14 protein-coding genes and 1 riboswitch are annotated in these 12,085 nt (G+C 46.0%); of the genes, 11 read left to right on the plus strand and 3 right to left on the minus strand.

The features are described 5' to 3' along the window. Positions 1-29 precede the first annotated feature (29 nt). The 10 genes from B4V02_RS11420 to B4V02_RS11465 all read left to right on the plus strand — a co-directional run bounded on the left by B4V02_RS11420 (position 30) and on the right by B4V02_RS11465 (position 8,883). The gene (locus tag B4V02_RS11420) at positions 30-425 is read left to right on the plus strand and encodes a hypothetical protein (RefSeq protein ID WP_094154847.1); all 396 of its coding nucleotides are present in this window, start codon (positions 30-32) and stop codon (positions 423-425) included. Between the two features lies 1 nt (position 426). Further along, positions 427-981, plus strand: a complete 555-nt coding sequence (locus tag B4V02_RS11425) for a hypothetical protein (protein ID WP_094154848.1) — start codon at positions 427-429, stop codon at positions 979-981. Next, entirely contained in the window at positions 968-1,957 is a 990-nt protein-coding gene (locus B4V02_RS11430; protein ID WP_094154849.1) for a hypothetical protein, read from the plus strand. The genes B4V02_RS11425 and B4V02_RS11430 overlap by 14 nt, the downstream gene beginning before the upstream one ends. A gap of 186 nt (positions 1,958-2,143) precedes the next feature. Further along, on the plus strand, positions 2,144-3,697 hold the full coding sequence (locus B4V02_RS11435) for an ABC-F family ATP-binding cassette domain-containing protein (RefSeq protein ID WP_007430640.1): 1,554 nt from the start codon (positions 2,144-2,146) through the stop codon (positions 3,695-3,697). Positions 3,698-3,791: 94 nt separating this feature from the next. Further along, positions 3,792-3,900: riboswitch (TPP riboswitch) on the plus strand. A 332-nt stretch (positions 3,901-4,232) separates the two neighbouring features. Continuing rightward, positions 4,233-4,826 (plus strand): thiamine phosphate synthase, encoded by a 594-nt coding sequence (locus tag B4V02_RS11440; RefSeq protein ID WP_094154850.1) that lies wholly within the window; start codon positions 4,233-4,235, stop codon positions 4,824-4,826. A 61-nt stretch (positions 4,827-4,887) separates the two neighbouring features. Beyond that, positions 4,888-6,036 (plus strand): glycine oxidase ThiO, encoded by a 1,149-nt coding sequence (thiO, locus tag B4V02_RS11445; RefSeq protein WP_094154851.1) that lies wholly within the window; start codon positions 4,888-4,890, stop codon positions 6,034-6,036. Beyond that, positions 6,033-6,236, plus strand: a complete 204-nt coding sequence (gene thiS, locus B4V02_RS11450) for a sulfur carrier protein ThiS (protein ID WP_007430637.1) — start codon at positions 6,033-6,035, stop codon at positions 6,234-6,236. The genes thiO and thiS overlap by 4 nt, the downstream gene beginning before the upstream one ends. Positions 6,237-6,238: 2 nt before the next feature. After that, positions 6,239-7,006 carry a thiazole synthase gene (locus tag B4V02_RS11455; protein ID WP_007430636.1) on the plus strand — a complete coding sequence of 256 codons (768 nt, stop codon included), beginning with the start codon at positions 6,239-6,241 and terminating at the stop codon, positions 7,004-7,006. After that, a complete protein-coding gene (locus tag B4V02_RS11460; protein ID WP_094154852.1) occupies positions 7,003-8,061 on the plus strand; it encodes a ThiF family adenylyltransferase in 1,059 nt (352 codons plus the stop codon). The genes B4V02_RS11455 and B4V02_RS11460 overlap by 4 nt, the downstream gene beginning before the upstream one ends. 141 nt (positions 8,062-8,202) lie before the next feature. Beyond that, entirely contained in the window at positions 8,203-8,883 is a 681-nt protein-coding gene (locus B4V02_RS11465; protein WP_094154853.1) for a response regulator transcription factor, read from the plus strand. Positions 8,884-8,970: 87 nt separating this feature from the next. On the opposite strand, the gene B4V02_RS11470 is transcribed toward B4V02_RS11465, so the two are convergent. Beyond that, a complete protein-coding gene (locus B4V02_RS11470) occupies positions 8,971-9,471 on the minus strand; it encodes a C40 family peptidase (RefSeq protein ID WP_094154854.1) in 501 nt (166 codons plus the stop codon). A gap of 280 nt (positions 9,472-9,751) precedes the next feature. After that, positions 9,752-10,393, minus strand: a complete 642-nt coding sequence (locus B4V02_RS11475) for a thiamine diphosphokinase (protein WP_094154855.1) — start codon at positions 10,391-10,393, stop codon at positions 9,752-9,754. 148 nt (positions 10,394-10,541) lie between these two features. Here B4V02_RS11475 and B4V02_RS11480 point away from each other — a divergent pair, with 148 nt between their 5' ends. Further along, entirely contained in the window at positions 10,542-11,006 is a 465-nt protein-coding gene (locus tag B4V02_RS11480; protein WP_094154856.1) for a low molecular weight protein-tyrosine-phosphatase, read from the plus strand. Between the two features lie 152 nt (positions 11,007-11,158). Here B4V02_RS11480 and B4V02_RS11485 read toward each other — a convergent pair whose 3' ends face one another. Beyond that, on the minus strand, positions 11,159-11,893 hold the full coding sequence (locus B4V02_RS11485) for an alpha/beta hydrolase (protein ID WP_094154857.1): 735 nt from the start codon (positions 11,891-11,893) through the stop codon (positions 11,159-11,161). Between the last annotated feature and the right edge of the window lie 192 nt (positions 11,894-12,085).

The raw sequence follows: 12,085 nt of genomic DNA on the forward strand, positions 1-12,085 counted from the left end.
GAGATCATAATGAGTAGGGAGATGGGTGCATGTCTGATCACGCTTCGAGCATGCTGCGGCTTGGTGTATCACTTATTTTGTTCATAACCGCATGTACGGCAGCAGCAGACTTGTCCAGTCAGATGAGTATGGCACTGGAATTAAGATCACAGCAGGAGGAGCGTTCCGAGGGGCGGATATCCCGTATTGCGGAGCCGGGCATGCCGGAACGGATTCAAGGGACTCAGGTTATTCAGGCGATCCGCATGAATTTACAGGATGGAATTTCGGTTCAAGTCGACGGGACGGAGTACGATGTGTATTCCGAACCGTTTGAGCCTGATGTATCGGCTTTAAATGCTTCCTCTTTGTATTCCATGTACCCACAACGTAATCAGCATGGAGAGATCATATCTGTACGCTTTGAGAAATTGGAGGAGGACTGAAGTGGTTCAATTAATATCCAAGCTGCTCGGGGCCCTGCTCGCTGTATTGCTTTTGTACATCGTACCCGCAGCTCAAGCTGCTGAACGGCAGGATGATATATCGGGGCTGAATGTTTATCATTCAACGGTACGTTTTGTAGATATGGTAAGAAGCAAGGGCTACATTACACCGACGATGTATAACGATTTTATGCGTGAACTGGAGCTTACAGGCAATACGTATGAAGTTGATCTGGAGCATATGCACAAAAAATATGTACCGGAATATGCAGATGCCTCGAAGCCGGATAGTTTTCTGGGCAATTATGAAACGGTATATGATGGGTACTACGACGCGCAAATCTTGCCTGTCCTTTTTCCTGACAATCAGCAGCCAAAGTCAGACCAGGCACGTCGATATACCTTGATGGCAGGGGATTATTTTACAGTGCGGTTGCATAACACAAATCGGACTCCTGCTGATTTATACGAATCATGGCTTCTGGGCGGGAGCGATAGCGGAAAGCCGGCAGTTACAGCTTCTTACGGAGGCATGGTTCTGAATGAAGATTACTGATTTTGCAGTTATATTTATCCTGCTGTTTTTGCCCTTTGGTGTAATGAATGATTTGCGGGTACAAAATCAGCGTGAAGTGCAGCAGTTGGAAATGAAATATACATCGGCTCTCCATACCGCAGTTCAGGATGCAGGTGTCGTACTCTCCCAAAATGAGCGTCAGGAACGGGAGGCTGGATACGGATCGGACAAGTTTTTTCGTGTTGATAAGGAAGAAGCGCTAAAGACGTTCCTGCATACCCTTTTTCTAAATATAGGTATTGATGGGGATACAGTAGCACAACGCGCTTTATTGGATTATATACCTGCCATTGTGATTTTGGATTATGACGGTTATTATACGTTTGCCTCAGAAACCTATACAGATGAAGATGGACAAGTTGCGATAGGTCCCAAATGGAGTGAAAAAAGGCCTTTTGCCTATGCTGATTCAGCGGGTAATAGTGTGGGATTCACTTTGGATAATTATGTACATGCGTATGATTCGCAGAATCACAGGTGGGTGGAAGGCTTTCAAAAGGAGCTTCAGGGCCAAACCAGCATTTCGTTGCTGAATAATTCCGAAACGTTTGAGCAAGTACAACGTTCCACCATCGTTCATAGTGTTCAGGAAGACCTGGCCCGCCTGATTAATCTCCATAACCAAAAGGCAGCACGCAACGGCGTAGCCTATACGTTTACACTGCCGACTATTCCGCAAGAAGAGTGGTATAACACGGTAGATGATGTGGGGTTGATGGCGTTTATCCAAGGCATTCCGGTTGGTGACAGGTTTTATAATAACTATGGATTTGGTGGTGGAAGAGTCGTTAGAAAGCAAGCCATTATCGGTGGCTTAGAACCGGATACCGGAATGAAATATTTTTACAGAGATTCCTGTCCGGCACCCTTTCAGGCTAGAGAACGTTTTTCAGATGAAAAATCTGCGGCTGCTGCGGGGTACTTCGAGTTTAAATGTAATAACGGCTTACAATAATCACTCTGACGAGTGGTTTTTCTTTTTTTATAGGAAAGTCCGCATTAAAAACCTTAAAATTCGTTATTTTCAATGTTCCGATAAGGCTGCTGAATGTGCTACAATAAGGCTTTGAAAGAAAACAAATGATATATGAAATAATGACAGTCGGCATCGCCGATGACAATAAGGAGCCAAAAACAGCGTATGAGTTTATTGACTGTAGAAAATGTATCCCACAACTTTGGGGACCGCGCATTATTTAAAAATGTTTCCTTTCGATTACTTGCGGGGGAACGTGTAGGTTTAGTAGGAGCTAACGGTGTCGGTAAATCGACACTCATGAACATTTTGACCGGGAAATTGCTTAAGGATGAGGGTAAAGTGGAATGGACTCCACGTGTACGTTACGGTTATCTGGATCAGCACACCAAGCTGACACCGGGCAAAACAGTACGTGATGTATTGAAGGACGCATTTCTTCCTTTGTTGGAATTGGAAAAGGAATTAATGCAGATTACGGATAAAATGGGGGATGCTTCTCCCGAAGAGCTGGAAGTGCTGCTGGAACAGATGGGTGAAATTCAGGAGCAACTGGATATGGGGGATTTTTACCTCATTGATGTAAAGGTTGAAGAAATGGCGAACGGGCTGGGTCTCTCGGCCATCGGACTGGATCGGGATGTATCCGCGCTTAGTGGTGGACAACGGACTAAGGTGCTTCTGGCCAAGCTGCTGTTGGAAAAGCCAAACGTCCTCCTGCTGGATGAGCCAACCAACTATTTGGATGTTGAGCATATCGAATGGCTTACACGTTATTTGAAGGATTATCCTTATGCATTTATTCTTATTTCGCATGATACGGAGTTCATGAACCAGGTCGTTAATGTTATTTATCACCTTGAATTTGCCAAGATGACCCGCTATTCAGCAAATTATGAAAAGTTCCTTGAGATGGCGGATCTGAACAAAGCGCAGCATATTGATGCTTATGAGAAGCAACAGGAATATATTAAGAAACAGGAAGACTTTATTCAGCGCAACAAGGCGCGTGCATCCACATCAGGCCGGGCGAAGAGCCGTGAAAAGCAGCTTGATCGGATCGAACGTATTGATAAGCCCGAAGAAGCTGCCAAGCCAACCTTTCAATTTAAAGAAGCACGTGCGAGCGGGAAAACGGTTTTTGAGGGAATTGATTTTGAAATTGGCTATACTCATGCCCTGTTGCCTAAAATGTCCATGACGATTGAACGTGGCGAAAAAATTGCAATTGTAGGCTGCAACGGTGTCGGTAAATCAACATTGCTCAAAACTATTCTGGGAAAAATACCGCCAATTAGCGGAAAAACCTATCAAGGCGATTTCTTGCAGCCGGCTTATTTTGAGCAGGAAGTAAAAGCGGGCAAAATCACACCGATTGACGATGTGTGGAATGAGTTTCCACATTTGAACCAGCATGAAGTAAGAGCGCATTTGGCCCGTTGCGGATTGAAAAATGAGCATATCACACGTCCTCTGTCTGCGCTTAGTGGTGGTGAGCAGGCTAAAGTACGTCTGTGCAAATTGTTAATGCGGGAAAGCAACTGGGTTCTGTTTGACGAGCCTACCAATCACTTGGATGTTAAAGCAAAGGACGAGCTTAAACGTGCCCTGAAGGAATATAAAGGGACTATATTGCTCGTCTCGCACGAACCGGATTTTTACGAGGACTGGGTAACCAAAACGTGGAATGTGGAAGAGTGGTCAAGTAAAGTCAACTAGAATCAAAAAAATTCAGTTCTGTTATGCTTCACAAAAAGTGGGGGTTGCAGAATTAGAAAAATATGCTAAGCTATTTGTAGCTGATACAATATAATAGTCACACTAGGGGAGCCGCCCATGCGGCTGAGACGGAATAAATGGATTTCGGACCCTTTGCACCTGATCTGGGTTATGCCAGCGTAGGGAAGTGAGCGCCGTACAAGCAAGGTAATCGCATCATTACTTTTGTTTGTGCGTGGGACGATATACGTATACGGATTTGATTGTCCGTTCGATTATTGGACGTTCGTGAAACCACTTCCTCTGGGAAGTGGTTTTTTTGCGTTTCGTTTGGCTTTGCCTGTCGAACTTCCGTATACGGATTCACATATGTTCTCCTTTCATTATTGCTGGTACTTGTGGCTGGCTCCGTATGTTATTTCGCGATATGGAGCTGCAACGATATAGGTTCAGCTTATACGATTATTTTATAACTTTAGTTCATATTCTTAGTTCAATGTGAGGTGAAAACGAGATCGAATTACACGTGATTACGATGGAAAGTGGCTACCATGCAGATGTACCCCAACTGGCTGCTGCTATTTATCCGTATGTTCATTATGTGCACGCACGCCTGAAGCAGAAGGGTGCCTCAGAATTGCTTGCTTTGATCCGCAGCATGGTAGGGCAGGGAGTTCCTTTGCAGCAAATTGCAGTCAATGACCGTGTGGATGTAGCTTTGCTTACCTTGGCTGGAGCTGTCCAGCTACCGGCTAGTGGTTTACCTGTCAGGGATGTGAAAAGCCTGCTTCCAAAGGGGACACGCTGTGGAGTGTCAGTGCATTCCCTGGAGGAGGTGCAGATGGCCGAACGGGCTGGAGCTGACTATGTACTGTATGGTCATGTATATGAGACCCAATGTAAGCCCGGTGTTGTGCCGCGGGGTACAGCCCAGCTTAAGCGGATATGCAGCTTGTCGAACATTCCTGTGATTGCGCTCGGCGGCATACAACCGCATCATATTCCAGAGCTTTATCATGCTGGAGCAAGCGGAATTGCAGTGATGTCCGGCATATGGGAAGCTGAGTCGCCAATTGCGGCTGTGATGGAATATAGACAAATGGTAGATCAGGTAGCCCACAATCTGTAGCAGGGAACGAGAGTAGTAGAAATTCGAAAGCAGTATGGTCAGTGGAGAGGAGATATAACACATGCTAAAGATACACACAGAGGCTACAGTTATAGGACATGCTGAATGCTTGGTCATAGGTGGAGGTGTGATCGGCAGTTCCATTGCTTATCATGTGGCCAGGGAAGGGCGCAGTACGATTATGCTGGAGCGAATGATGCCGGGTGAGGGAGCCTCGGGGGCAGCGGTCGGAATGCTTGCGGCGGAGAGTGAAGAGTTCGCCGACCCTGAGTTTGAACAATTTGCTCGCACAAGTCGGGATGCATTCCCTGAGCTAGTTCGTGAGCTGGAGCGGTTGTCTGGTGTTTCAGTAGAATTTCGTACAGAAGGTTTTGTAACTCCTTTCCGTTCGGAAGCTGAGGGTGAAAAACGCTGGAAAGCTGCTAATACGCGCGAGGATAATCAGCCTGAGTGGTGGGATGCCGGGGAATTGGCCAGACGGATTCCGGGCATAGATCGTCAAGCGATTGGAGCTATATATCGATCGAAGGAGACACAACTCTTCCCCGTACAGCTGTGCCGTGCTTATACGGGAGCAGCTACAGTGTTGGGTGCAACAATAGGGTCCGGTACCCATGCAGAGCAGTTGGTCGTACAGAATGGCCGGGTTTGCGGTGTAGTGACAGATAGCGGCTTTGTTTCCTGCAACCAGGTCATTATTGCCGGAGGCTTGGAGAGCATGAATTTGCTAGAGCAAGTGGGCTTTTATTACCCGCTTTATCCGGTCAAGGGTGAAGCAGTTGCCGTCTCCTTGAAGGATCACCCTTTGGAATATACCATTTATGCCGATGATGTTTACCTTGTGCCGAAGCAGAAGAACGAGCTTTGGATAGGGGCTACGAGCCTTCCGCATCACGATGACACAGAAGTGACTGTTGCAGGTTTGGAGGGGCTACTGGCACGTGCTTCTGCATGGTTGCCGCGCGTACGCGAAGCTTCTTTTGTACGCACTTGGGCAGGCTTGCGGCCGCAGGCGGCAGCGGGACGTCCTTTCATAGGGGCTGTTCCCGGTGTGGAAGGGGTATATGCTGCAGTCGGGCATTATCGCAACGGTGTCCTGTTGAGTGATGCTACCGGACGTGCGATGGCTGCTCTGCTTAAAGGGGCTGATGCGGCTGAACTTGGAATAAGCAAAATTTCTTCTGCACGTATCAAGGAGGAAAGCTTATGAAGCTGACGATTAACGGGCAGAGCATGAACTTTTCTAACCGGATCACTCATGTGGAACAATTGCTGCATGAACTTGATTTAAAGGTGAAAACCGTTGTGGTGGAGCTGAATCGTCACATATTGACCCGTGAGGAACATGAGGAAGCGGTACTAAAGGACGGAGACAACCTGGAAATTGTACATTTTGTGGGAGGCGGTTGATTATGTTAACTATTGGAAAAGCATCTTTTACATCAAGGCTGTTGCTGGGAACAGGGAAATTTTCTGACCTGAGTATCCAATCCCAAGCTGTTGAGGCTGCTGAAAGCGAAATATTGACCTTTGCCGTGCGAAGATTAAATTTGGAGGAACGGGATAAGCAACATTTTCTGGATACGCTGGATTTGAGCAAGTATACACTTCTTCCCAATACGGCAGGAGCGACGACAGCGGAGGAGGCTGTTCGAATTGCAAAACTGGCAAGAGCCTCAGGTCTGTGCGATATGATTAAGGTGGAGGTCATTGGCGATGGCAAGACGTTGTTGCCTGATCCCTTTGAAACGCTGAAAGCAAGCGAAAAGCTGCTGGACGAAGGCTTTATCGTGCTGCCCTACATATCGGATGATGTCATTCTGGCCAAGAGGCTGCAAGAGCTTGGCGTGCATGCCATTATGCCTGGAGCTTCACCGATTGGTACAGGACGCGGTCTGCTCAATCCGTTTGCATTGGAGTTAATTATTGAACAAGCAGAGATCCCGGTCATTGTCGATGCAGGTATTCGCTCGCCCGGTGACGCGGCAATGGCGATGCAGTTGGGAGCAGATGCTGTTTTGTTGAACACAGCCGTCTCGGGAGCAAAGGACCCTGTGAAAATGGCAGAGGCCATGAAGCTGGCTGTTCGTGCGGGCAGATATGGTTTTGAGGCGGGGCTGATTCCCGTACAACGGTATGCTTCAGCAAGCAGCCCAACAGAAGGTATGGTTCAGGCATGATGGAAACTGAAAAATCCGGTGCAGGAGTACAAGCAAGTGACCGCTATTCCAGACAGGAAAGATTCGCCCCCTTTGGATCAGAAGGGCAACGCCGGCTGGCTTCTTCTCATGTACTGATCGTAGGCGTCGGAGCGCTTGGTACAGGTATTGCGGAAACGCTTGTCCGTGCAGGGGTAGGGACGGTGAGTATCGTAGACCGGGATTACGTGGAATGGAGCAACTTGCAGCGTCAGCAGCTTTTTCAGGAGAGCGACGCCGCGGAGAGATACCCCAAAGCAGTGGCTGCCCAGCGACGATTAGAAGCCATTAACTCGGAAACGGTCATACACGCACATGTACTGGATGTCGGGGTAGAAGAACTGGAAGAGCTGATCCAGGGAGTTGACCTGATAATGGATGCAACCGATAATTTCGACACCCGTCTGCTTATGAACGACATGGCACTTAAGCATCGCATACCGTGGATTTATGGGGCGTGTGTGGGAAGCTACGGTGTGACATATACCATTTTGCCTGGACAAACGGCTTGTCTTCACTGTCTGCTGGGAACCGTTCCGTTTGGAGGCGAGACCTGTGATACCGCCGGGATTATACCACAGGCAGTACAAATGGTTACGGCCAATCAGACTGCAGAAGCCTTTAAGCTTCTTGGCGGTTATCCGAAAGAACTGCGAGGGAAGCTGCTTTCGTTTGATCTATGGCGAAACGAGTATACAGCGATAGCCGTAGACAGTTTGAAAAAAGCGGATTGTCCTTCCTGCGGCAATCAACCTACGTATCCCTATTTGTCAGCCTCAAATCGGCAGAAAACAGATGTGTTGTGCGGTCGGGATACCATTCAGATTAGACCTGCCAAACCGGTACAGCTGAATCTTAAGGAAACAGCAGATAGACTTGCTTCTGTGGCAGAGGGGAAAGTAGAGCGAAATCCATTTCTGGTTTCCTTTAGCATCGGCGTGTATCGCTTGGTCGTTTTTGCAGATGGACGAGCGTTGATTCACGGGACAAAGGACGTGGCAGAAGCCAAAAGTCTATATCACCGTTATTTGGGTTAGCTATAAAAAGCAGAAAACCATTCTTTCAGGAATGATTTTCTGCTTTTTTGTTACAATAAATATACATATGTTTTAATGACTTACAAACAAATTGTTCATATCCATATTGTAATGCGATGTCCAAACCAGGTGGGTGAAAAGATGACCCCGTTAATTTTATTTGTGGATGGAAATGAAGCGTCTCCTGCATATGTACATCTGTTGGAGCAGGCAGGCTATCAGGTGGCTCATGTCCAAAATATGACGGAGGGAAGCCCCTATGTAGCCGATCATCCTGTGAATATGCTGCTTCTGAACATCGATGACAAGCAAGCGGATGCACGAGGCATGATTCGTATTGCGAAACAAAACCATCCTTATGTACCATTATTCGTATTGACCTCATCAGACGATGAGAACCATATTGTTTCCTGTTTTGAGCAGGGAGCACACGATGTGACGGTACACCCTTTTTCTCATAGAGTGTTTCTCGCAAGAGTGGCTAATTTATTACGAATTTTTGACACCGCACAGGATGTAGCAAGGGCAATCGAGGCAGGTGATTTACATATAGACCATGCAAGCAGGATGGTGAGTAGAGGGGGACAAAAGCTGGAATTGACTCCGAAGGAATTCGATCTTTTGCTTCATCTGGCTATACATCTCAATAAGGCCTGCAGCAGGCAGCAAATTCTGAAGGACGTTTGGAAACATGATTATATCGTAGATACGAACGTAGTAGATGTGTATATCAGGCATTTGAGAGTGAAGATAGATAAGGGACAAAAATTCAAAATGATTCGCACGGTGCGGGGCATTGGCTATTCTCTCAGAACACCATGAACACCACCTGCAGTAGAATAGCATAGCGGCATATAAAAAAGCCGGGAACTTTTCGTCCCGGCTTGCATATTTTAAACGAGTTTGATACTACAGCACGCGACGTGCTTTGATGTATGTTCTTTTCCAGTTGCCAGAGTTCAGATCGGAGATGGTAACACCAGGTCCACCGTAAGTGTGCAGAATCTTACCGCCGCCCATATAGACTGCTACGTGGGTAATGTTGCTGCCTGTAGCACGACTTCCACTTGAGAAGAAGACCAAATCCCCTTTTTTCAAATTGGACTTGGATACAGCACGTCCGACTTTAGATTGCTGCACAGAAGTGCGCGGCAAATCCACTCCGTACTTTTTGAAAATATGTTTCATAAAAGATGAGCAGTCAAAATAGTTAGTGGTGCTTGTAGAAGCTCCGAACTTATAAGGAGTTCCCATATATTTTTCACCATAGTTAATTATTTTTTGGCCTGTCGAAGTCGTAGCAGTGGCAGCTTGTGCCATATTTGTTCCCTCAATGGCAAAAGTTCCAAAACCGATCGTAGCTGCGACTCCCGTGATAATTACCTTTTTTATGATTTTATGCATGTTCATGATGTAAGTACCTCCAAAAAATGATTTCTGCAATATTTTGCTGAGTTGCTAACTTACTGACAGCGTTGAGTATAACAGCTTTGGAGCCGCCTAATAGTTGGAAAATCACGCCCAAATGCTTGAGGGACAAGGCTTGCATAGCAATTATTAAAAAACGATTAAAAATTACAATTTGTAAAAAATAAAAGCGTTTTACGAATTCTGAAAATCGAAAAAATGCTTGTAATCAAGGGTTTTGAGCATTAAAACAACTTTTTTAAAGGTTACAATAATGTCATAACTAATCTTTGCTCTGAATAACAAGTAGTAGTCCGCTTTCGATGGAAATCGTACCTTTTGAAGCGGTTAGCTTATTGCTGACAGCACGTGATTGTCCCATCTTGAGCGTGGCATTATGCAATGGGTACATAAATCCTTCCAGATTTATCCCTGTTACTTCGGCAGTCATAGGAAGCAGCGATGTATATGTATAACCCATAGGCTTGATCTCCAGCGTAGACCCAGTGAGCTCAATATAATTATGTGCGTCCATAATTGCGCAGTTGATATGATGCTGCATCGCGCGTACCAATATTTGAACATTAGCCAGTGTGTGGTCCATTCTGGTGCCGGTCACGCCGAGCATTAGCACATGATCTGCCTGTTCGTCTATAGCGATCTCCAGGGCAAGCTCTGTATCTGTCAGATCCTTTAGCACTGGATCACACGCAAGCATACGTTTACTTGCTGATTCAACCCGTTCTTTTTCCTGTGGTGTTATCGAATCAAAATCACCTACAGATATATGTGGTGTAATGCCATGTTCAATCAGAAAAAGAGCACCCTTATCCGCACCTATAATAAAATCTTCAGGTTGTATTTGTTGTAAATCTACTTCGCTTAGACGACCGCCGGAAAATACAATGGCGCGCTTCTTCGTCATATCCAACATCCTTTCTTTCTGTCATACGCTCTATTTTGTACCATCAGCTTTTAAGTATAACGTGTTAAATATGGCTTGCACAATTTTGGAGGACACAGCTACAATAAAACAGAAAAAAGTAATGTACGTGCATAGGAAGGAGAACAACATGATTAATGTTTTATTTGTGTGTCTGGGCAATATCTGCCGTTCCCCTATGGGAGAAGCGGTACTAAGACACAAGGTGCAGGAACGGGGACTAAGCACGCAAATTCAGGCAGATTCGGCTGGAACAGGCGACTGGCATATTGGGAATCCCCCGCATAAGGGAACGCTAAAGCAGCTCAAGCTGCACGGGATTAGCGAGCAGGGCTTAAAGGCGCGGCAAATAGAGGCCCGTGATTTTGAAGCGTTTGATTATATTGTGTGCATGGATGATTCCAATGAACGAAATATGCGTAAGCTTGCAGGTGGGGCGGACGCTGACATTCTAAAATTCATGGACCTGCTTCCCAAAGAACAGCTAAGAGAAGTGCCTGACCCGTATTTCACCGGAAATTTCGAAGAAACCTATCGACTAATGGATGCGGGGTGCGAGGCCTTGCTGGACAAAATCATAGAAGAAAAGCTATAATGTGAACGACAGAAGACGGCAATGTTTGCCGTTTTTCCTTATATAATTTTGAAAGCGTAATCATTTTATGAAAAAGAGGAAAGAGCATGACGATCTGATCTGGTCGATCAATGCCCAATCCTCAACGATTGTTTAGTTTGGAAAAAGTACACTTAGGCGCGATCCAAAAAGTACATGAGTGCGTCAGGCAGCTCGTTTTGCCAAAAGCCCCACAAATGTTTGCCATCCTTTTCACGATAGGAAACCTCGGCGTTGCGTTCGCGCAGCAAATCTGCGCATTGACGATTAAGCTCTACAAAGTTATGAATGCCGGTATCGCTCTTAAATGCATCCTCCTGAAGGCCGACTATCATCCACACCCGCAGCCGGGACAGATCCTTCTCACGGGCGATGATTTCCTGCGAAGCCTCAAAGTAAGCGCCAGACAAGCTGATAATGCGGTTGAACAGTTGTGGATACAACAAGGCCAAATGCAGAGAAACACTGCCTCCGAGTGAGTCCCCTGCCAAAATGCGGGACGATGCATCACTTCTTATAGGATACTTTTGTTCTACATAGGGAATAATCTCTTCTGCAAAACAGGTGGTATACGCCTTAAAACGATCGCCAAAGGGAGCGTATTCCTGGGTTCTGATTTTGGTGTTCACTTCGACGCCGACAATGATGAAGGGCTCGACGCCTTCATCCAGGATGAGGCGGTTGGCATGAGTTGCAATGCGGCCAAAATTGAAAAATTCCTCTCCATCCTGACAGTATACGACCGGGTAGCTCAATATTTCATTATAGCCGGGAGGCAAGTAAATGCGGAGTGTTCTGGTTTCGCCAAGAAGGCGGCTTTCTACTTTGTCTTTAAGGATAGTTCGTTTTAAATACCGGGAATCCGTCATTTTTCGTCACCTTTCTTGGTGTATTATTTTGCATTCGGGATCACAATAAGTTAAGATTACCCTGATTGCAATAGATGCTTAAAAAAGATGCTTAAAAAATGCTTAAAAGATGCTTAAAAGATGATTTAAATTCCAATCATGTACTAATCTGTTGTAGTAATATTGGTATCCTGTTACATACACAAAAATGCG

Origin of the sequence: Paenibacillus kribbensis, from assembly GCF_002240415.1 — a bacterium.
Taxonomy (GTDB): domain Bacteria; phylum Bacillota; class Bacilli; order Paenibacillales; family Paenibacillaceae; genus Paenibacillus; species Paenibacillus kribbensis.

Excerpts from the sequence above, each read along its gene's own strand:
- B4V02_RS11420 (WP_094154847.1), top strand. The coding sequence starts at position 30 with ATGTCTGATCACGCTTCGAGCATGCTGCGGCTTGGTGTATCACTTATT.
- B4V02_RS11430 (WP_094154849.1), top strand. The coding sequence starts at position 968 with ATGAAGATTACTGATTTTGCAGTTATATTTATCCTGCTGTTTTTGCCC.
- B4V02_RS11435 (WP_007430640.1), top strand. The coding sequence starts at position 2,144 with ATGAGTTTATTGACTGTAGAAAATGTATCCCACAACTTTGGGGACCGC.
- B4V02_RS11440 (WP_094154850.1), top strand. The coding sequence starts at position 4,233 with ATGGAAAGTGGCTACCATGCAGATGTACCCCAACTGGCTGCTGCTATT.
- thiO (WP_094154851.1), top strand. The coding sequence starts at position 4,888 with ATGCTAAAGATACACACAGAGGCTACAGTTATAGGACATGCTGAATGC.
- thiS (WP_007430637.1), top strand. The coding sequence starts at position 6,033 with ATGAAGCTGACGATTAACGGGCAGAGCATGAACTTTTCTAACCGGATC.
- B4V02_RS11455 (WP_007430636.1), top strand. The coding sequence starts at position 6,239 with ATGTTAACTATTGGAAAAGCATCTTTTACATCAAGGCTGTTGCTGGGA.
- B4V02_RS11460 (WP_094154852.1), top strand. The coding sequence starts at position 7,003 with ATGATGGAAACTGAAAAATCCGGTGCAGGAGTACAAGCAAGTGACCGC.
- B4V02_RS11465 (WP_094154853.1), top strand. The coding sequence starts at position 8,203 with ATGACCCCGTTAATTTTATTTGTGGATGGAAATGAAGCGTCTCCTGCA.
- B4V02_RS11470 (WP_094154854.1), bottom strand. The coding sequence starts at position 9,471 with ATGAACATGCATAAAATCATAAAAAAGGTAATTATCACGGGAGTCGCA.
- B4V02_RS11475 (WP_094154855.1), bottom strand. The coding sequence starts at position 10,393 with ATGACGAAGAAGCGCGCCATTGTATTTTCCGGCGGTCGTCTAAGCGAA.
- B4V02_RS11480 (WP_094154856.1), top strand. The coding sequence starts at position 10,542 with ATGATTAATGTTTTATTTGTGTGTCTGGGCAATATCTGCCGTTCCCCT.
- B4V02_RS11485 (WP_094154857.1), bottom strand. The coding sequence starts at position 11,893 with ATGACGGATTCCCGGTATTTAAAACGAACTATCCTTAAAGACAAAGTA.